The organism is Caballeronia cordobensis (assembly GCF_001544575.2).
Taxonomy (GTDB): Bacteria; Pseudomonadota; Gammaproteobacteria; order Burkholderiales; family Burkholderiaceae; genus Caballeronia; species Caballeronia cordobensis.
Genome location: NZ_FCNY02000008.1, coordinates 219998 through 239569, shown reverse-complemented (window position 1 = coordinate 239569; position 19572 = coordinate 219998). Strand labels below are relative to the sequence as shown.

General features: G+C 65.2%; 18 protein-coding genes. 10 read left to right on the top strand and 8 right to left on the bottom strand.

The window, feature by feature from the left end:
* Positions 1-123: 123 nt before the first annotated feature.
* Entirely contained in the window at positions 124-1119 is a 996-nt protein-coding gene (locus tag AWB70_RS17500; RefSeq protein ID WP_053570483.1) for an SMP-30/gluconolactonase/LRE family protein, read from the top strand.
* A gap of 163 nt (positions 1120-1282) precedes the next feature.
* Positions 1283-2554, top strand: coding sequence for an MFS transporter (locus tag AWB70_RS17495; RefSeq protein WP_053570484.1), 1272 nt, complete (start codon positions 1283-1285; stop codon positions 2552-2554).
* Positions 2555-2608: 54 nt separating this feature from the next.
* On the opposite strand, the gene AWB70_RS17490 is transcribed toward AWB70_RS17495, so the two are convergent.
* A complete protein-coding gene (locus tag AWB70_RS17490; RefSeq protein ID WP_014193370.1) occupies positions 2609-3259 on the bottom strand; it encodes a GntR family transcriptional regulator in 651 nt (216 codons plus the stop codon).
* Between the two features lie 280 nt (positions 3260-3539).
* Between AWB70_RS17490 and AWB70_RS17485 the strand changes: the two genes are divergently transcribed.
* The 5 genes from AWB70_RS17485 to AWB70_RS17465 are packed head-to-tail and all read left to right on the top strand — an operon-like array spanning position 3540 to position 9407.
* Entirely contained in the window at positions 3540-6170 is a 2631-nt protein-coding gene (locus AWB70_RS17485; RefSeq protein WP_235024276.1) for a CaiB/BaiF CoA transferase family protein, read from the top strand.
* A gap of 42 nt (positions 6171-6212) precedes the next feature.
* Positions 6213-7343 carry a thiolase family protein gene (locus tag AWB70_RS17480; protein WP_053570485.1) on the top strand — a complete coding sequence of 377 codons (1131 nt, stop codon included), beginning with the start codon at positions 6213-6215 and terminating at the stop codon, positions 7341-7343.
* Positions 7344-7346: 3 nt separating this feature from the next.
* Positions 7347-7757: a Zn-ribbon domain-containing OB-fold protein gene (locus tag AWB70_RS17475; RefSeq protein WP_045456885.1), complete on the top strand. Its 411-nt coding sequence runs from the start codon at positions 7347-7349 to the stop codon at positions 7755-7757.
* Positions 7758-7782: 25 nt separating this feature from the next.
* Positions 7783-8784, top strand: coding sequence for a dihydroxyacetone kinase subunit DhaK (locus AWB70_RS17470; protein ID WP_053570486.1), 1002 nt, complete (start codon positions 7783-7785; stop codon positions 8782-8784).
* 2 nt (positions 8785-8786) lie between these two features.
* Positions 8787-9407 carry a DAK2 domain-containing protein gene (locus AWB70_RS17465; protein WP_063786725.1) on the top strand — a complete coding sequence of 207 codons (621 nt, stop codon included), beginning with the start codon at positions 8787-8789 and terminating at the stop codon, positions 9405-9407.
* Between the two features lie 40 nt (positions 9408-9447).
* Here AWB70_RS17465 and aldA read toward each other — a convergent pair whose 3' ends face one another.
* Positions 9448-10893 carry an aldehyde dehydrogenase gene (gene aldA / locus AWB70_RS17460; protein ID WP_053570488.1) on the bottom strand — a complete coding sequence of 482 codons (1446 nt, stop codon included), beginning with the start codon at positions 10891-10893 and terminating at the stop codon, positions 9448-9450.
* Between the two features lie 114 nt (positions 10894-11007).
* Between aldA and AWB70_RS17455 the strand changes: the two genes are divergently transcribed.
* Positions 11008-11742 (top strand): FadR/GntR family transcriptional regulator, encoded by a 735-nt coding sequence (locus AWB70_RS17455; RefSeq protein ID WP_053570753.1) that lies wholly within the window; start codon positions 11008-11010, stop codon positions 11740-11742.
* 26 nt (positions 11743-11768) lie between these two features.
* Here AWB70_RS17455 and AWB70_RS17450 read toward each other — a convergent pair whose 3' ends face one another.
* On the bottom strand, positions 11769-12971 hold the full coding sequence (locus AWB70_RS17450; RefSeq protein WP_053570489.1) for an acyl-CoA dehydrogenase family protein: 1203 nt from the start codon (positions 12969-12971) through the stop codon (positions 11769-11771).
* 50 nt (positions 12972-13021) lie between these two features.
* The gene (locus AWB70_RS17445; RefSeq protein WP_053570490.1) at positions 13022-14335 is read right to left on the bottom strand and encodes an MFS transporter; all 1314 of its coding nucleotides are present in this window, start codon (positions 14333-14335) and stop codon (positions 13022-13024) included.
* A 164-nt stretch (positions 14336-14499) separates the two neighbouring features.
* Here AWB70_RS17445 and AWB70_RS17440 point away from each other — a divergent pair, with 164 nt between their 5' ends.
* Positions 14500-15135 (top strand): flavin reductase family protein, encoded by a 636-nt coding sequence (locus tag AWB70_RS17440; RefSeq protein ID WP_053570491.1) that lies wholly within the window; start codon positions 14500-14502, stop codon positions 15133-15135.
* 35 nt (positions 15136-15170) lie between these two features.
* On the top strand, positions 15171-16082 hold the full coding sequence (locus AWB70_RS17435) for an SMP-30/gluconolactonase/LRE family protein (protein ID WP_053570492.1): 912 nt from the start codon (positions 15171-15173) through the stop codon (positions 16080-16082).
* 67 nt (positions 16083-16149) lie between these two features.
* Here AWB70_RS17435 and AWB70_RS17430 read toward each other — a convergent pair whose 3' ends face one another.
* Genes AWB70_RS17430 through AWB70_RS17415 form a run of 4 tightly spaced genes read right to left on the bottom strand, consistent with a single transcriptional unit; the run spans position 16150 to position 19517 of the window.
* The gene (locus tag AWB70_RS17430; RefSeq protein WP_053570493.1) at positions 16150-16860 is read right to left on the bottom strand and encodes an ABC transporter ATP-binding protein; all 711 of its coding nucleotides are present in this window, start codon (positions 16858-16860) and stop codon (positions 16150-16152) included.
* Positions 16838-17623: an ABC transporter ATP-binding protein gene (locus AWB70_RS17425; protein WP_053570494.1), complete on the bottom strand. Its 786-nt coding sequence runs from the start codon at positions 17621-17623 to the stop codon at positions 16838-16840. Before AWB70_RS17425 ends, AWB70_RS17430 begins: the two co-directional genes overlap by 23 nt.
* Complete coding sequence (locus AWB70_RS17420) at positions 17620-18651, bottom strand: branched-chain amino acid ABC transporter permease (protein ID WP_053570495.1); 1032 nt, start codon at positions 18649-18651, stop codon at positions 17620-17622. The genes AWB70_RS17425 and AWB70_RS17420 overlap by 4 nt, the downstream gene beginning before the upstream one ends.
* Positions 18648-19517 carry a branched-chain amino acid ABC transporter permease gene (locus AWB70_RS17415; protein WP_014193385.1) on the bottom strand — a complete coding sequence of 290 codons (870 nt, stop codon included), beginning with the start codon at positions 19515-19517 and terminating at the stop codon, positions 18648-18650. The genes AWB70_RS17420 and AWB70_RS17415 overlap by 4 nt, the downstream gene beginning before the upstream one ends.
* Positions 19518-19572: the final 55 nt, after the last annotated feature.

The window sequence follows — 19572 nt, the reverse complement described above, 5'->3', positions numbered from 1 at the left end:
ACGGCATCATTTTATAAAATGCAAAATATAAATTATATTGTCTGGGACCACCGGCAGACGTACCGGCGTTTTCACGTACCGGCGTGCGCCCTTTCACGTCCAACCCATGCGGGAGAGCTTCCGATGTCCTATCCACTCAGGCCCGACTTCCGGCTTGTTTTTTCCGACTTGCGCGTCTCCGCTGCCGGCCTCACCCGGCCGGAGTGCGTGCTCGCGCTTGAGACGGGCGAACTGATCGCCGCGCACGGCGCAGGCGGCTACACGCACTGGCGTCCCGGCGGCTCGCCGCGTCATGTCCTGCCGGCCGACGGCAATCCGCGTCGCTATGTGCCCAATGGCATCGCGTTATCGACGCGCGGCAAGGTGCTGTTCGCCAACCTCGGCAGCGAGCTCGGCGGCATCTTCAGCATCGATGGAAACGGCGCGGTCGAACCCGTCGTGGAGACCGTAGACAACGCGCCCATGCCGCCGACGAACTTCGTCGTCGAAGACGGCAACGGCGCGATCTGGTTCACGGTCAGCACGCGCATGCGTCCGCGTGCGCGGGCGTGGACGCGCGATGTTGCCGATGGCTTCATCGGCGTGGCGGACGCGAAAGGATCGCGCATCGTGGCGGACGGTCTTGGCTATACGAACGAAATCGCCTTCTCTCCTGACGGCAAGTGGCTGTACGTGAACGAAACCTACGCGCAGAAGACGAGCCGGTTCTCCCTGCTGCCGGGACCGTCGCTGGGACCGAAGGAAATCGTCTGCCAATACGAAGGCGCCGACTTTCCGGACGGCCTGTGCTTCGACGCATTCGGCGGCGTGTGGGTCACCTGCGTCGGCAGCAACCGCGTCATCGTCGTTCGGCCGGACGGCTCGACGCAGATCGTGCTCGAAGACCTCGACGTCGAGTACACGGCTTACCTCGCGTCGCGCTACGCGGCCCGTTCGCTCACGCCCGACGACATGGCGACGACCGGCACATCGCGGCTGAAAAGCGTATCGAGCCTCGTGTTCGGCGGTCCAGACAGGAGAACCGCCTACCTCGGCTGCCTGCTCGGCGATGCGGTGTTGACCTTCGAAAGTCCCATCGCCGGCGCGCCGACAACGAACTGGAACCGCTCGCTGCGCTGAATCGCGGGCCGCATCGGCGCGCGATCCACCTACAGAACAGACAAAACCGGAGACTGCATTGAACACGACGAACGGCGGCCCCAAGGCCGACATCTCGACTCGCAGAAGGCGCGCGGTCATCGCGACACTGATCGGCAATTTCATGGAGTGATTCGACTTCGCGGTGTATGGCTTCGTCGCGGTCAATATCGGTCACGCGTTTTTTCCGGCGGGCAACACGACGGTCGCGCTGCTTTCATCGCTCGCGGTGTTCGGCATCGCCTTTCTGCTTCGTCCGCTGGGCGGCATCGTGCTTGGCATGATCGGCGATCGTGTGGGCCGGCGGGAGTCGCTCGCCATCGCGATCATCGTCATGAGCGCGGCCACGTTCGTGCTCGCGATCCTCCCGACCTATGAGCGCATCGGCATGTGGGCGACCGTCGCGCTCCTGCTCACGCGTTGCGTGCAAGGCATGTCCGTCGGCGGCGAATGGATGGGCGCGGGCACGTTTCTCGTCGAATATGCGCCGGCGAATCGCCGGGGCATCGCAGCGAGCGTGATTTCGGCGACGGCCGCATTCGGCGTCGCGGCAGGCAGTCTCGTGGTGTTCGCCATATCGAGCAGGCTGGATGCGCAGGCATTCGATGCGTGGGGCTGGCGCATTCCCTTCGTGCTCGCGGTGCCTGTGGGGCTGGTCGGCCTCTACATGCGGCTGAAGCTCGAAGACACGCCGGTGTTCGAGGAAATCAAGGCGCGCTCGGCGGGCGGCGTTGCCAGAACGCCGTTCCTTGCTTCGCTGAAGGAAGATATCCGCATGATCGGCATCGCGTTCCTGTTCGCGAGCATCACCGGTCTCGGCTTCTACTACTTCGTCACGTACATGGTGAACTATCTGCCCGTGACCGGTCATCTGGGGCGCACCGAATCGGTGATGGTGAGCGGCGCGAGCCTCGTGCTCTACGGGCTGTTCTGTCCGCTGGCGGGCTGGCTGTCGGATGTGATCGGCCGTCGCAAGACCTTCCTCATCGGCATCTTCGGACACATGGCGTTCGGCTTGCCGGTGTTCTTCATGCTGTCGTCGGGCAGCCTGCTGATCGCATTCGCGGGGCTCGTGATCTTCGCGTCGTTTCAGGCGCTCATCAACGTGATGAACACGGTTGTCGTCGTGGAGCTGTTCCCGCCGCGCACGCGGATGACGAGCGGCGCGCTCGCGCTCAATCTCGGCGCCGGGCCGGTCGCGGGCACCGGTCCGCTGATCGCGGCCGCCCTGGTGGCAAGCACGGGCATTGCGGTTTCGCCGGCGTTCTATCTTTGCGCGATCGCGCTGATCGCGTTCGTCGTGCTGTATTTCACGCTGCCGGAAACCTGCCGCCGCTCGCTGGTGGAAGAGGAGCCGATCGCACCGATCGCCGCCGAAACGGGGCAGCCGCTCACCCCCGCCCGCGCGGGACGTTGATCGCGGCCCGCGCCTTCCGGTCAGCGCCGAAGCAGCGCTGGCCGGGCAGCACCGTCAGGCGGCAGTGGACGGCGTCGTCAGATTCTTCTCGACCCGAACCCAGCCGGCCTCGATGTGCTCGGTCATCGCATCCGCCACGCCCTGCGCGTCGTGATCCTCGAGCTTGCGCAGGATCTCGACGTGCTCGTGCGGCAACTGCTTGAATCGCCCTGCCTGATCGTAATGGAAGTTGAACGGAAACTTGGCCCACAGCACCCGGACGAACTGCAGCGTCTGCTGACAGTCGGCGATCTCGTAGAGCCGGAAGTGAAACCGCACGTTCGCGGCGCGAATCGCGAAGCGCTCGCCGCTCTTGACCAGCGCGACGAACTCCTTGTGCATCGCGCGCAGCTCGGCGATGTCTTCCTTCGTCGCGCGCTCGGCGGCCTTGAAGGCGAGCATGCGCTCCAGCACGACGCGCAATTCGAAGATCTCGCGTGCGCGCATCGGATCGATATCGGGCACTGACAGGCCACGATGCGGTTCGCTGACGACGAAGCCTTCCATTTCGAGCGCCTTGAGCGCCTCGCGCACCGGCGTGATCGATACGCCGAGTTCGGCGGCGATATCCGCCTGCTTCAGCTTGTGGCCGCGCGGGTACTCACCCGAGATGATCCGTTCTCGCAAACGTTCTGCCACGTGATCGAGTTTTGTGAGGAAAGCCATGATTGTCCAGAGAAGGTGCGATCGCGCTTCGGGCCCGCCGATTGAGCCGACACGCTCAGCCTGCAAGGCAACGCCAGGCCGTATTGTACGACGCCGCAGCCCCCGCGCCGTCGCCGATGCATTTTGTGTGCGCGTCGGCGCACGCCGCGTCCCGGCGCCCATTCGCCGCGCCCGATCCCCGGCTTGAGATTCAAATCGAAAGTGACGTGACCGCGTTATAGAATATATTTTATAATTTGCATCGACGATTCCGGGTAACACGGCCCGGCAAAGGAGAACCATGTCGCATCGCACCGCTTCCGGACCCAGCATGCCCGACCCCGCTACCCTCCCCGGCATGCTGACCGGCCTCAGGGTCATCGAAGTCGCCGACGAAACCGGCGAATACTGCGGTCTGCTGCTGGCAGGACTGGGCGCCGAGGTCATCAAGATCGAACCGCTTCACGGCAATACGACGCGCGGCATCGGGCCGTTTTACGAAGACGTCGAAGACCGCGAGCGCTCGCTGCATTTCTGGGCCTACAACCGCGGCAAGAAATCGGTGGTGATCGATACGGCGAGTCCCACGGGCCGTGCGCGACTGCTCGACCTGCTGGCCCACGCGGACATCCTGCTCGACAGCACGTGCGGCCGCCTCGCGCGCGACCTGGAACTCGGCGAGCCGGTGACAAAGCGTTTTCCCGCGCTGATCCATGCGCGCATTACGCCGTTCGGCGACAGCGGACCGTGGAAGGACTATCGCGCATCGGACCTCGTTCATCTCGCGCTCGGCGGCGTGATGATGAACTGCGGCTACGACCGGAATGCGGACGGCACCTACTCCACGCCCCCGATCGCCCCGCAGGTCTGGCACGCGTATCACATCGCCGGCGACCAGACCGCCGTCGCGATTCTCGCCGCGTTGATGCACCGCTTGCGCACCGGCGAAGGTCAGGATGTCTCGTGCGCGATCCATCAAGCCGTGTCGATCAACACCGAACTCGACCTCATGTCGTGGGTGATGCGGCATGCGCCGCTTTATCGGCAGACGGCGCGGCACGCATCCGAGACGCCGAGCGACGTGCCGAATATCAGCCGCACGTCGGATGGCCGCTGGAACATGACATGGGGCGTATCCGCGCGCGACAAGGCGCGGCTCGTGCCGTTCCTCCAACAGTTCGACAAGGCCGAGGACCTGCAGCCGCCCCCGAGCGACACCGACATGACGGCTCGCAACACGCCGGGTTCGACCGAGGTCGATGCCGATACGCGCCATATGCTCGAAGTCATCCAGCGTTTCGTCGGCTCGTACGATTACGAACACTTGCCGTGGCGCGAAGCTCAGGACGCGGGGCTGCTGTGGGCGCCCGTGCGCAAGCCTCACGAGAATGCCGAGGACGAGCACTGGCTCGCGCGCTCGTCGTTCAGCGACATCGAACATCCGGAGCTTGGCCGCAGCTTCCGCTATCCGACCAGCAAATGGCTCGGCACGGCCACCGCATGGCAGGCGGGCACGCGCGCGCCGTTCCTCGGCGAGCACAACGACGACGCCACGCTCATGAAGCCGCTCACGAAGCCGCTCGCGCGCAGCGAAGGGGACAAGCTGCCCGCGCGGCCTCGCGATCCATCGCCCGCCGGTGTGACGCTCTCGAAGCATGGCAAGCCATTCCCTTTGCAGGGCGTGCGCATCTTCGACTTCTCGTGGTTCCTCGCATCGGCGGGCGGCACGCGCTTCCTGAATGCGCTCGGCGCGGAAAGCATCAAGGTCGAATGGAAGGAGAATCCCGACACGCGGCTGGCCGCGATGGCGCCGGTCGGCGGCCGTGAGGCGCGCGAAAAGGCCACCGGGCCGCTGCCGGGCGTCACGGACCCCGATATGGGCGGGCAGTTCAACAACAAGAACGCGGGCAAGCGCGGCATGTCGTTGAACATCCGGCATCCGAAAGGTCTCGCGATCGCGAAGGATCTGATCCGCCAGTGCGATATCGTCGCCGAAGGGTTCTCGCCCGGCGTGCTGCAACGGCTCGGCCTCGGCTACGACGTGCTGAAGTCGATCCGGCCGGACATCATCTATGTGCAGCAGTCGGGCATGGGCACGATCGGCCGCTATGGCCGGTTCCGTACGGTGGGGCCCGTGGCCGCGTCGTTCGCGGGCAGCACCGAAATGTCCGGCCTGCCCGATCCCGCGATGCCTGCCGGATGGGGCTACTCGTATCTCGACTGGATCGGCGCATACGGCTTCGCGCTCGCCGCGCTCGGCGCGCTCTATCACCGCGAGCGCACCGGCGAAGGCCAGTGGATCGACTCGTCGCAGTGCGAATCCGGCATCTTCCAGACGGCGTCGTCCGTGCTCGACTGGTCGGCCAATGGCCGCGTCTGGACGCGCTACGGCAACCGCTCGCCGTACAAGCGCGCCGCGCCGCACGGCGCCTACCGGTGCGCGGGCGATGACGCGTGGCTCGCGATCGCCTGCTTCAGCGACGCGCACTGGCACACCTTCGTCGACGCCGCACAACTGCCCGCGCTCGCCGGCGACCCGCGCTTCGCGACGCTCACGGACCGGCTCGCTCACCAGGACGCACTCGACGCGCTCGTCGGCGCGTGGACGTCGAGTCAGGAGCCTTACGCCTGCATGCAGCGCCTGCAGCGCGCGGGCGTGCCGGCCGGCGTGTGCCAGACGGCCGCCGGCCGCTGCGATGCCGATCCGCAACTCACCGAACTCGGCTGGCTGACGGAAGTAACGGGCACGCGCATCGGCCGCTGGCCGGTCATCGAATTCCCGGTCAAGCTCGCCGCGACGCCCGCCTATAGCGGCGGCGTGATCGACCGCGGCGCGCCGTGCTACGGCGAGGACAACGCACACGTGCTCAGCCAGTGGCTCGGCTACGGCGCGTCGGAGATCGACGCGCTGCGCGAGGAAGGCGTGATCTGAGCGCGTCTGCCCCGACCATCCCATATCGAACGGAGACACAGCATGAATCCGATGCAGGGCCTCAGTAACCGGATCGCCGTCGTCGGCGTCGGCAACACGCCTTACGGCGACTTCCCCGCCGTCGACGATTACGCGCTCGGCGCCGAGGCATTCAAGGCCGCGATCGCCGATTGCGGGCTCGACAAGAACGAGATCGACGGCCTGCTCTGCTGCCGCGTGCCCTTCTATGCGCGCATGGGCGAGATCCTCGGCCTCAATCCGCGCTGGACGATGACGCTGCCGGGCCACGGCCGCATGTCCGGCATGGCGATCGCCGAAGCGATGCTCGCGCTCGAAACGGGCGCGGCGAAATATGTCGCGCTCATCTATACGAACATCGGGCGCTCGCGCCGGATGAACTATGGCGGCGACGAATTCGCTTCGTTCTGGGACCCGTGGGGTCTCACGTCGCCGGGCGCTTCGCATGGGCTGATGTTCCGCATGCATATGGAGCGCTACGGCACGACGACGCGCCAGCTCGGGGAAGTGTCCGTCGCCTTTCGCAACAACGCAATCCTGAATCCCGACGCGGTCATGCGCAAGCCCATCACGCTGGAGGATCACGCGTCGATACGCAGGATCGTCGAGCCGCTCGGTCTGCTCGACTACTGCCTCATCAACGACGGCGCCGTCTGCATGATTCTCACGACGCGCGAGCGCGCGAACGATCTCCGACAGCCGCCGGTGCTGATTTCGGGCGTCGGCGCGCGCGATGCGTTCGAGCGTTCCGCCATCGGCAACTTCGATCCCGAGTTCTGGTACGACGAGGTGCGCGAGGCGGGCACGCAGGCCTACGAGATGGCGGGCGTCACGAAGGACGATGTCGATGCCCTGATGTGCTACGACAACTTCACGCCGACGGTGCTCTTCAGCCTCGAAGGGCTCGGCTTCTGCGAGCGCGGCGAGGCGGGCGCGTTCGTCGAGAACGGCGCGCTCGGCGTACATGGCCGGCTGCCGACGAATACCGATGGCGGCCACTTGTCGAATTCGTATATGCAGGGCTGGGCGCTCAATGTCGAAGCGGTGCGGCAGCTGCGCGGCGAATGCGGCGCGCGCCAGGTGAAGGACTGCGAGGTCGTGCAGTACATCGCGGCCACGCCGTGCACGCGATCGATCATCTACACGAAGGGATAAGCCATGACCACTGCCTATGACAAGCCGCTACCGGCGATCGACGAGTATTCGAAGGGTTACTGGAACTTCGCGCGCCAGCATCGGCTGTCGGTGCAGGTGTGCCGGCAATGCGGCCATCGGCATTTTCCGGCATCGCCCGTATGCCCCTCGTGTCTGTCCGATGCGCAGGCGTGGGAAGCGGTCAGCGGCCGCGGCACGCTCGTCTCGTGGGTCACGTTTCATCGCGCGTACTGGGACGCCTTTCGCGGCGAGCTGCCGTATCACGTCTGCCTCGTTCAACTCGACGATGGCCCGATCGTCGTCGGCAACTTCGGGAACGGCATTCCCCAGGATGTGAAGATGGGCATGCCGATGAAAGTGCAGTTCGAAGACGTGACGCCCGAGGTCTCGCTCGCGCGCTTCGTCCCCGCCTGACGCACACGCACCGCTGGAGGAATTCATGAAGAAGCTGATGAACGAACCGGGCGCGTATGTCGACGAAATGCTCGACGGCCTGTGCGCAGCCCATCCCGACACGTACCGCCGCGCCGGCGAAAGCGGCCGCGTGATCGCGCGCGCGACGCCGGGCTTCGAAGGCAAGGTCGGCGTCGTGTCCGGCGGCGGCTCGGGCCATATGCCGCTTTTCACCGGCTACGTCGGCGAGGGGCTGCTCGATGCCTGCGCGATCGGCAACGTGTTCGCCGGACCGACCGTCGGCGACTGCATCGACGCGATGCATGCCGCCGAGCGCGGCGCGGGCGTGCTTTGCCTGTACGGCAACTACGGCGGCGACCGGATGAACTTCGACATGGCCTGCGAGCTGACCGCACTCGACGGCATGCAAAGCGAAACGGTGCTCGTGACCGATGACGTCGCGAGCGCATCCGCCGAAGAAAGCGGCAAGCGCCGCGGGGTTGCGGGTATCGTCTACGCGTACAAGATCGCGGGTGCGCGCGCGGAGCAGCGCGGCGCCACGCTCGACGACGTGGCCGGCAGCGCGCGCAAGGCCATTGCCGGATGCCGCACGATCGGCGTCGCGCTGACGCCTTGCATCGTGCCGGAAGTCGGCACACCGAACTTCACGATCGGCGAAGGCGAGATCGAGATGGGGATGGGCATTCACGGCGAGCCCGGCATCTGGCGCGGCGAGCTGAAACAGGCCGACGCGCTCGCGGGCGAAATGCTCGAACGCGTGCTCGCCGACCTCGACGTGGGCGCGGGCGAGCGGGTTTCCGTCATGCTCAACTCGCTTGGCGCGACGCCGCACGAGGAGCTTTACATCCTCTATCGCGCGGTGGCGCGGCTGCTGGATGCGAAGCGCGTGAGCATCGTCGCGCCGCTCGTCGGGCGCTATGCGACGTCGATGGAAATGACGGGCGCATCGCTCACGATCCAGCGCCTCGACGCCGATCTCGAAACGCTGCTGCGCGCGCCCGCGCGCTGCCCGTTCTGGAGCCACTGACGATGTCTCTCACGCCTTCACAGATGGAAGCCGCGCTGCGCCGCTGGGCAGACCGTATCGATGAAGCGGCGCCCGAGCTCAATCGGCTCGATGGCCAGCTCGGCGACGGCGACCTCGGCGCGACGCTCGAAAAATGCGCCGCGCGCGTGCGCACGGCGCTCGACGCCGGTCCGTACGCGGATCTCGGCCTGCTGTTCAAGGCCTGCGCGCAGGCTTGCGCGCGCGCGTCGGGATCGAGCTTCGGCACGCTTTTGACCGTGGCGTTCATGACGCTCGCGCGCCGGCTCGATAACCAGGCGACGCTCGCCTGGCGCGACCTGCCCGCGGCCCTGCAAGCTGCGCTCGATGCGATGTCTCAGCGCGGCGGCGCGAAGCTCGGCGACAAGACCGTGCTCGATACGCTCGCGGCCGCGCACGACGCCATCGACGGTATCGACGATCCTCGTGCGCAATACGCCGCCGCGAGCGCGGCAGTCGACGAAACCATCGCGTCGTTCAGAACGCAGCCGAACCGGATCGGGCGCGCGCGGATGTTCGCGGAGCGCTCGATCGGTCTCGACGATCCGGGAATGATCGCGTTCCGCCACATGCTGGACGGCATCGCGCCCGCTTCCTGCAACTGACACGCGCGGCACGATGCGCGGGCTTGCGCCCGCGCCTGCGTCAGGCGTTCAGATAGATCGTCTTCGTGCGAACGTAGGCTTCGAGCCCGTACTTGCCGTCCTCGCCGCCCAGGCCGCTATCGCCGTAACCATGATGGAAACCTTGCGGCGCTTCGCCGAGCGAACGGTTCACGTAGATCTCGCCGAAGTTCAGTTCGGCGGCGGTGCGCATCAGCACGCCGAGATCCTTCGTGAAGAGATACGCGGAAAGACCGTAGCTCGAATCGTTCGCGAGTTTGAGTGCCTCGTCGAAATCGCGCACCTTGAGCACCGACATGACCGGACCGAACACCTCGCCCTGCACGATGTCCATCTCGTGCGTCACGTCCGTCAGCAGCGTGGGACCGTAGAAATGGCCGCGCTCGTACACGCCGCCGCTCAGCCGCGCGCCGCCGATCCGCACGCGCGCGCCCTGATGCACCGCCTTTGCGACCATCGCCTCGACCTTTTCGAGCTCGGCGGCGCTGATCTTCGGGCCCATCGTCGTATCTTCGTTCGACGGATCGCCGACCTTGATCGCGCCGATCTTCTGGCTCACCAGTTCGAGGAAGCGGTCGTAGACGGCTTCGTGCACGTACGTGCGTTCATTGCACGTGCAGACCTGACCCGCGTTGAGAAAGCGCGCCTCGACGGCCGCGCTGGCGGCCGCTTCGAGATCGGCGTCGGCGAGCACGATGAACGGCGCCTTGCCGCCGAGTTCGAGGCGGACTTCCTTCAGCGTCGGCGCGGCCGCGGCCATGATCTTTTTGCCCGCCGCGGTGCTGCCCGTCATCGTGACCATTTTCACGGCCGGATTCGCGACAAGGCGCTGTCCCGCCGGAATGCCCCCGCTCACGATGTTGACGACGCCCGCCGGGAACTCTGCTTCGGCGACGAGCCTGGCGATTTCGAGCGATGTCACCGGCGTCAGTTCATGCGGCTTGAGCACGATCGTATTGCCGGCCGCGAGCGCCGGCGCGACCTTGCGCGCGAGCAGCCCCGCCGGAAAATTCCACGCCGAAATGCCGGCGATCACGCCATGCGGCTGCTTGTCGATCAGGATCTTTTCGCCCGGACGGCTCCCCGGCACGATATCGCCTTCGAGGCGGCGCGCATTCTCGGCGGCGAAGCGAATCAGCGAGATCGCGAAATCGATCTCGCCGCGCGCCTCGCGGATCGGCTTGCCGACTTCCTGCGTCAGCAGCCGCGCCAGGCGTTCGTGATCGCGCTGGATCAGCGTGTTCAGGCGCAACAGGAAGTCCGCGCGCTCGACGGCCGTGCGGCGGCTCCATGCGGGAAATGCCGCCGCCGCGGACTGAACCGCGCGGTCGATATCCGCGTCCGTCGCGTCGGCGGCCGTGGCGATGGTTTCGCCTGTCGCCGGATTGCGCACCGTGAGCCGCGCCGTGCCGCTCGACGCAACCCAGTCTCCATCGATAAATAGGGAATACTGATTGATCTCGTCCATTCGTTCTCACCTTTAGAGAGACGCGCCGAGCGCGCCGATGTTCGCGGGGAAGCGAAGCGCGACCCCACCATGTTGAAACAACCTTGGGCACTCACCAAGATGGTCAGACCACCGATGCAGCAGCCCCACACGACCGAGCGTAGGGCCGGACGCCGCGAGACGGTCGCGCGCGTCGCTCGTCAGCTCGAAAGCGCGATCGAAGAAGCCGGCTTGCGCAACGAGCCGCGTCTGCCGCCCGAACGCGAACTGGCGCTGACGCTCGGCGTATCGCGCTCGACGCTTCGCGAGGCCATCCAGCGACTGATCGCAACCGGTGCAATCGATGCGCGTCACGGCCGCGGGCTGTTCATTCGCCGCGCGCCGCCCGCATCGGACATGCTGGAGCCTTCGGTGTTCGGCGAAACCGCGGCTTCGAGACGCGACACGCTGGAGTTCCGGCTCGTCGTCGAATGCGCCGCTGCGAGGCTCGCCGCGACGCGTGCAGCCGACAGCGATCTGCGCGAGTTGCAGACGCTGCTTCAGCGCATGACCGATGCCGTGCACGCGAGAGACGTGGAGGCCGAAGCGCTCGCGGATGCGCATTTCCATCTGGCGCTGGTCCGCGCTTCCCATAACCGGATGCTGGCCACGCTCTGCCTGAATGCAGGTTCGACCTTGCGCAGCCATATCGCGAGAAATACGCTGCTGGCGTCGGCTTCCGAGGACGAATCGCATCGGCTCGCGACGGCGCGGCTCGCGCAGCATCGCGCGATCTACGATGCTGTCAGCGCGCATCGGCCTCATACCGCCGCCGAAGCGATGCAAACGCATATCGAAGAGGTCGGCCGGCAGTTCGATGACTGTGAATAAGGCACGCGCCGCGAAACGTTCGCGCATCAATACGACCGCGGCAGCCCGAGAACATGCTCGCCGAGATACGCAAGAATGAGGTTCGTCGAGATGGGCGCGGTCTGATAAAGCCGCGCTTCGCGCCACTTGCGTTCAATGCCGTATTCCTCGGCATAACCAAAACCGCCGTGCGTTTGCAGCGCGGTATCGGCGGCGTGCCAGGTCGCCTCGGACGCGAGCAGCTTAGCCATGTTCGCTTCGGCCCCGCACGGCTGCCCCGCCTCGAATAGCGCCGCGGCCTTGCGCGCCATCAGATCGGCGGCTTCGAGTTCCATGTAGGCGCGCGCGAGCGGGAACTGCACACCCTGATTCTGTCCGATCGCACGTCCGAACACCTTGCGCTCGTTCGCATAATCGACGGCCTTTTTCAGCAGCCAGCGGCCATCGCCGATGCACTCCTGCGCCACGAGAATCCGCTCGGCATTCATGCCGTCGAGGATGTAGCGAAAGCCCTTGCCCTCCTCGCCGATCAGGTTTTCGACCGGCACTTCGAGATTCTCGATGAAGATCTCGGTCGTGTTGTGATTGATCATCGCCGGGATCGGCCGGATATCGATGCCCCTGCCCTTCGCCTCGCGCAGATCGACGAGCAGCGTCGACAAACCATCGGTTCGTTTCGCGCACTGCGCCGCCGGCGTCGTGCGAACCAGCAGCAGCATCAGATCCGAATGGAGCGCGCGCGACGTCCATACCTTCTGTCCGTTCACGACATAGACGTCGCCGCGCCGTTCCGCGCGCGTTCTCAGTTGCGTCGTATCCGATCCGGTGGTCGGCTCGGTCACGCCGAACGCCTGGAGCCGCAGCGCACCCGACGCGATCTCCGGCAGATAGCGGCGCTTCTGCGTCTCGCTGCCGTGTCGCAGAAGCGTACCCATGATGTACATCTGCGCATGCGCGGGACTCGCGACGCAGCCGCTCGCATTGATCTCTTCGAGAATCACGGCGGCGGCGCGCAGCGGCATGCCGGAGCCGCCGTACGCTTCGGGGATCAGCGCGCCCAGAAAACCGCCGGCAGTCAGCGCATTCACGAATTCGGTCGGATATCCGCGCTCGTTGTCGAGCTTGCGCCAGTAGTCGCCCGGAAAATCGCGGCAGATGCGGCGCACCGCATCGCGCAGATCCGCGTAATCCTCGCGTGTGACGGAAATGCCGATGTCCTCGCCTGACTCGTGATTCGCTTCTGTCGTCATCGAAAAGTCCTTCGTGAAATACGTGAGAGGAACGCGGGCCGCCGTGCGCCCTACCGGTTGACCAGCGCCCGCGGCAACCGCAGCACCAGCGCCGCGCCGAGCACGAGCCACGCGGCCAGCATGGCGACGCCATAGCGCGCGTCATGCGTGAAGTCGTTCAGCACGCCGGTCAAGAGCGGGCTCACGAAGCCGGCCAGCGCGCCGACCGAATTGATGAGCCCGATGCCCGCCGCACCGGATGCGCCCTTCAAAAAGGATGTCGGCAGACACCAGAACAGCGGCAGCGTCGCCATGACGCCGCCGGTCGCGATGGTCAGCGCGGCCAGCGCGAGTGTCGTGTCGTGCTGCAGGAACGTGCTGAGCACGAAGCCCGCGGCGCCGACCAGCGCGGGCGCGGCCACATGCCAGCGGCGCTCGCGCAGCCGGTCGCCGGTGCGCGAGAGCATCAGCATTGCGATGACGCCCGCCAGGTAGGGAATCGCGCTGAGATAGCCGATCTGAAAGTTGTCGTGCAGCCCGAGACGCTTGATCAGCGTCGGCAGCCAGAAGCTGACGCCGTACTGCCCGGTCGCGATGCAGAAGTTGATCAGCACGCAGAGCCATACACGCGCGTCGGTGAACATCTGGCGCAGGGACGCATCGGGCTTCGCATCGTGCTCGGCGTCGAGTTGCGACTGCACCCACCCTTTTTCCGCAGCGCTCAGCCAGTCGACATCGGCCACGCGTTCGGGAAGCGCTTTCCAGAGCACGCCCGCGAGCACGATGGACGGCAGCGCCTCGATCAGAAACAGCCATTGCCACGATGCCAGGCCGCCGGTGCCGCCCATGCTGCTCATGATCCAGCCCGAGAGCGGCCCGCCAAGCACGCCCGATACCGGAATGCCCGTCATGAAGATCGCGACGACGCCAGCGCGCCGGCGCGACGGAAACCATTGCGTCAAATACAGCACCACGCCCGGAAAGAAGCCCGCTTCCGCGACGCCCAGCAAAAAGCGCGTTGTGTAGAACGCGCCGGGCGTCCGGACGAAAAGCATCGCCGCCGAGATGACGCCCCAGGTCACCATGATGCGGGCGAGCCATCGCCGCGCGCCCACGCGATACAGAATCATGTTGCTCGGCGTTTCGAACGCAAGATAGCCGATGAAGAACATGCCCGCGCCGAGCCCGTACACCGTATCGCTGAAGCTTAGATCCGACGCCATCTGCAGCTTCGCGAAACCGATGTTGACGCGGTCGAGGTAGCACGCCACATAGCAGATGAACAGCAAGGGCAGAAGCCGGCGCGTGATGCGCCCATAGATCGAGACACCCGGTGCCGCAGCGTGATGCGAAGACACCGCCGAAGCGGGATCGACAGATTGCATGCTTGTCTCCTGATTGACGACGGTTTCGTCGCCGTGTGGACTTTCGTCTGGTTCCGATGCGATGCTTCTATGGGCTTCGTTGACGGATGCAACACATATAATGCATTATATAATCTATATTTACACGAGACGCAACGCGCCCGCGCGCTTGCCGAAGGAACGTCATGTATTTCGAGTTCTCCCGCTTCAAACCGATCGAGCGTTACAAGCTGTTGTCGTCGACGGTCACGCCGCGTCCGATCGCATGGGTATCGACCATCGACGCGAACGGCAAGCCCAACGCCGCGCCCTTCTCGTTCTTCAATGTCTTCGCCGAAGACCCGCCGACGCTGGGTTTCGCGATCAATCATCGTTCCGATTCGGACCGCAAGGACACCGGAGAGAACGTGCGTTTGCAGAAGGAATTCGTCGTCAATCTCGTGAGCGCCGACTGCGTCGAGCAGATGAACATCACCGCGATCGAGTTCGGTCCGGCGGTGGACGAGTTCGCGGAAGCGGGCCTCACGCCGGCGCCGTCCACGCTGATCCGCACGCCGCGCATCGCTGAAAGCCGCGTGTCGTTCGAATGCCGGCTGATGCAGATCATCGCGCTCGGCACGCGGCGTTCGCTCGTGCTCGGCGAAGTGCTCGCGATGCACGTCCCCGACGAAGCGGTGCTCGACGCGCAACGCTGCTGGATCGATACGCAACGGCTTCAGCTCGTCGGCCGCATGCACGGTCACCATTACCTGCGCATGGCGGATGTCTTCGAGATGCCCACGATTCCCGTCGATACGTGGAATGCGAAAGACAACCGCTAGCCGCCCGTCGATACACCCAAAGAAAGGAGACGAACTTGAGTCCAGAATTCGAAATAGTCGATTACGAACGCTTCCGCCAGAGCATCGTCGCGAATGCGCGTATCGAAGTGCTGCATACCGGCATGCGCTGGCCCGAAGGTCCGGTGTGGTTCGCCGACAGCGAATGCCTGCTGTGGAGCGACATCCCGAACAACCGCATCATGCGCTGGGTGGAAGGCGCGCCGGCAACGGTGTATCGCTATCCGTCCAACAACGCCAACGGCAACACGCGCGACCGTCAGGGACGTCTTCTGACCTGCGAGAGCGGCGGCCGTCGCGTCACGCGAACGGAGCACGACGGCACGATCACGGTACTCGCGGACCGCTTCGAAGGCAAGCGCCTCAACTCGCCGAACGACATCGTCGTGAAGTCCGATGACAGCATCTGGTTCAGCGACCCCGACTACGGCATCCTCAGCGATTACACCGGCGACAAGGCGAAAAGCGAAATCGGCGCGAACCATGTGTTCCGGCTCGATCCCGCGACGCGTGAACTGCGCATCGCCACCAGCGAACTCGTGAAGCCGAACGGGCTCGCGTTCTCGCCGGACGAGTCGATTCTCTACATCGCCGATTCGGGCGTCTCGCACGACCCGAACGGCCCGCATCACATCGTCGCGTTCGATGTCGTGGACGGTGCGCGCCTCGTGCGTCCACGCGTGTTCGCGACGATTTCCCCCGGCGTGGCGGATGGCTTTCGCGTCGATACCGAAGGCAACGTGTGGACCACGGCCGGCGACGGCGTGCACTGCTATGCCCCCGACGGCGCGCTGCTCGGCAAGATCCATCTGCCGGAAGTCGCGACCAACCTCACGTTCGGCGGGCCGAAACGTAATCGCCTGTTCGTGACCACGGCGTCATCGTTGATCGCGGTCTATGTGGGCCAGCGCGGCGCGCAGTGGCCGTGATCGTGTTGTCTTCTTAACGAAGCGGGCTGCCGGCGGCAGCCCGTCTCTCATGCAGCGATCGCCGCAATCAGATACCGAGATATGCGCTTTGCACGGCGGGGTCTTTCATCAACTGCTCGGTCGGACCGGTGTTGACCGAACGGCCCAGCTCGAAAATCACCGCGCGCGACGCGAGATGCATCGCCCAGTGCGCGTTCTGCTCCGCGAGGATCACGGTCAGTTGCTCCACGCGCCGAATTTCATCGAGCACATCGCCGATTCGTTCGACGACGATCGGCGCCAGTCCGAGCGACGGTTCGTCGAGCAGGAACAACTTCGGCTTCGACATCAGCGCGCGGCCGATGGCGAGCATCTGCTGCTCGCCTCCGCTCAGACTCGCCGCATGCTGCCTCCAGCGCTCCTTGAGACGCGGAAAGTACGCATAGATCTGCTCGACGCGTTGATCGGCCTCTTCGCGCGGGCGCGTGAACGCACCCATGCGAAGGTTCTCCGCCACCGACAACTGCCCGAACACGCGCCGCCCTTCCGGCGAGATAGCGATGCCGCGGCGCACGATCTCGCTCGTCTTGAGCCCGCGCATGTTCTCGCCTTCGAACGTGATCGAGCCGGACGCATAGTGCGCCATGCCGAGAATCGCCTTGATCGCGCTGCTCTTGCCCGCGCCGTTGCTGCCGACGAGCGCGAAGATCTCGCCGGCCTCGACCGAGAACGACACGCCATGCGTGCCGATCACGCGCCCGTAACGGACGTTCAGATCAGATACCGTGAGCTGCGGCATGTCCCCTCCCCAGATACGCTTCGATCACCTTCGGATCGGCCAGCACGTCGAGCGGTGCGCCGGTCGTCAGCTCATGGCCCTGATGCATCGCCATCACGCGATCGCACAGGCCCTTCATGAAACGGATGTTGTGATCGATCACGATCACGGTGATGCCGCGATCGCGGATCTTCAGGATCGTGTCGCGCACGTGATCGGCCTCCTCCGCGCTCAGACCCGCGACCGGCTCGTCGAGCATCACGATGCGCGGCCGCGCCGCAAGCGTGATGACCATGCCGAGCGTCTTCTGATAGCCGTACGGCAGGCTGCCGGCTTGCAAGGAAGCGACCTCGGCGAGGTTCAGCCATTCGAGCAGCTCGGCCACGCGGTGCTCGCTTTCGGCACGCATCGCACGCGCACGGCGCGTATTGAAGAACGCCGCCATCGCGCCCGGATACATCCCGAGGAAGGCGCCGCGCACGGCGTTTTCATAGACCGTGCGCCCGCCGTACACGGTAGTCGACTGGAACGTGCGCACGAGCCCCTTGCGCGCGAGAACGTGCGGCAACAGTCCCGTCACGTCCTCGCCTTCGAGCCGCACATGACCGCTGCTTGGCCGGATCATGCCGCTCACGAGATTGATCGCCGTGGTTTTTCCGGCGCCATTCGGCCCGATGATGCCGAGTATCTCGTGCTCGTTGACGTGAAACGTTAGTTCCGACACGGCGGCAAGTCCGCCGAAATGCCGCGATAACTTTTCTATTTGGAGCAGGCGCGCGCTCATTGCCGGCCTCCGCGTCCCAGGCCGAGACGTTTGAACAGCGCGCCCGCATCGGCGATGCCGCCGGAAAAGAACGCCATGACGAGGATCAGCACGATGCCGAAGACGACGTGCTGCAGTTCCACGTAGCCGCGCAGGAATTCCGGCAGCAGCACGACGAACACCGTGCCGACGATCGGCCCGATCAGCGTGTACATTCCGCCGATCACGTTGATCACCACGAGATTCAGCGACTGTTCGAGCGCGAACGAAGTCGGATCGATGTAGTGAACGAAATGCGCCTGCAACGCACCCGCGACGCCGACGATCCCGCACGCGAGCACGAACACTGCGACCTTCGTGCTCAGCACCGGCACGCCCGAGCAGCGCGCGAGCGATTCGCCTTCCCGCACCGAATCGATCATCCGGCCAATTTCGGACCCGAGCAGCCGGCCGACGATCCCGATGATGACGACTGCAAAGCCGAGCGCGAGGTAATAGAACGGCACCGCGTTCGAGAAGAACTCGCTTGGCCCTGGCACGCCGGAGATGCCGTTCGAGCCGCCCGTGACGCTCGTCCAGTTGACGAACACGGTGCGTACGATCTCGCCGAAGAGCAGCGTGACGAGCACGAAGTATTTGCCCGTCAGACGCAGCAGAATCGGGCCGACGATCAGCGCGAGCGCGGCGGGCGCGAGAAACGCGAGGCACACCGACACCGGAAACGGCAGGCCGAAGTTCATCGTCGAAATGGCCGATACGTAAGCGCCAATGCCCATGAACGCGGCATGACCGAGCGACACATGACCCGTGCGCACGATGAGGTGCAACGAACTCGCGGCGATGGCCGTGATGAACGTGGTGACGGCCACCGAGAGGACGAACTTGTCCTGCCCGAAGAGCGGCAATGCCACGAGCACGACGAGCATGACGGCGATCACCGCGGGATGAGCGAGCCAGCGGCGCGCGGGCCGCAAGGCGCTCGCCTGCGGCGCGGGCTGCAACGGAAGCCCTGTCCGCAGCGCGGATTGAAGAACGGAGGGTTTGTTCATGCTTCTTTCGCTCCAAGCAGGCCCCACGGGCGGAAGATCAGCAGCAGGATCACAGCGCCAAACGACACGAATATCGACGTGGCGCTGCCGTAGAAGGTGCCGAGAAAGCTGTTTGCGAGTCCGAGCAGCAGGCCGCCGAGCGCAACGCCGGGAATACTGCCCATGCCCCCGAGAATCACGACGATGAACGCGATCATCAACTGCGGCTCGCCGACGAACGGCGAGAGCGCATAGGTCTGGGCGTAGAACCCGCCCGCGAGCGCGGCCATGAAGATCGCGATGAAGAAGGCGAGACGATAGATCGCGGTGCTGTTCACGCCCTGCGCTTCGGCGATATCGACGTCCTGCGCCGCTGCGCGCATCGCGAGACCGTAGCGCGAGTAGTGGGTGAAAACATAGAAGGCGAGCAGCGCAACCGCCGCAATGCCGATGATGATGAGCTTCTGAGCCGGAAACACGAGGCCGCCGAACTGCAGCAGCGCATCGGTGCTCGGCGGCACCGATCGCTCCTCGGCGTTCCAGACGATCACCGCGGTGTACATGATCGCCATGTCGAGCCCGAGCAGGCCGATCATGCTCTGGAACATCCGCTGGTAGAAGAAGCGATACACGATGCGTTCGAGCAGCAGCGCGACGATCGCCACGATCAGCGCCGAGAGCGGCGCCGCGATCAGATACGGCAGACCGAAGCCGCCGTACAGGTAATACAGTGCATAGCCGCCGAGCATGGCGAACGCGCCGTGCGCGAAGTTCACGACGCGCATGATGCCGAACAGCAGCGTGAATCCGAGCGCAATGAGGATGTAGATGGCGCTCAGGCCGATACCGTCCACGAATACCTGGCCAAGAACTGCGGGAGAGAACATGAAACGCTCCTGAATCTCGTCAGCGATGAAACCCGGCACGCGCGAGGCCGGCGGA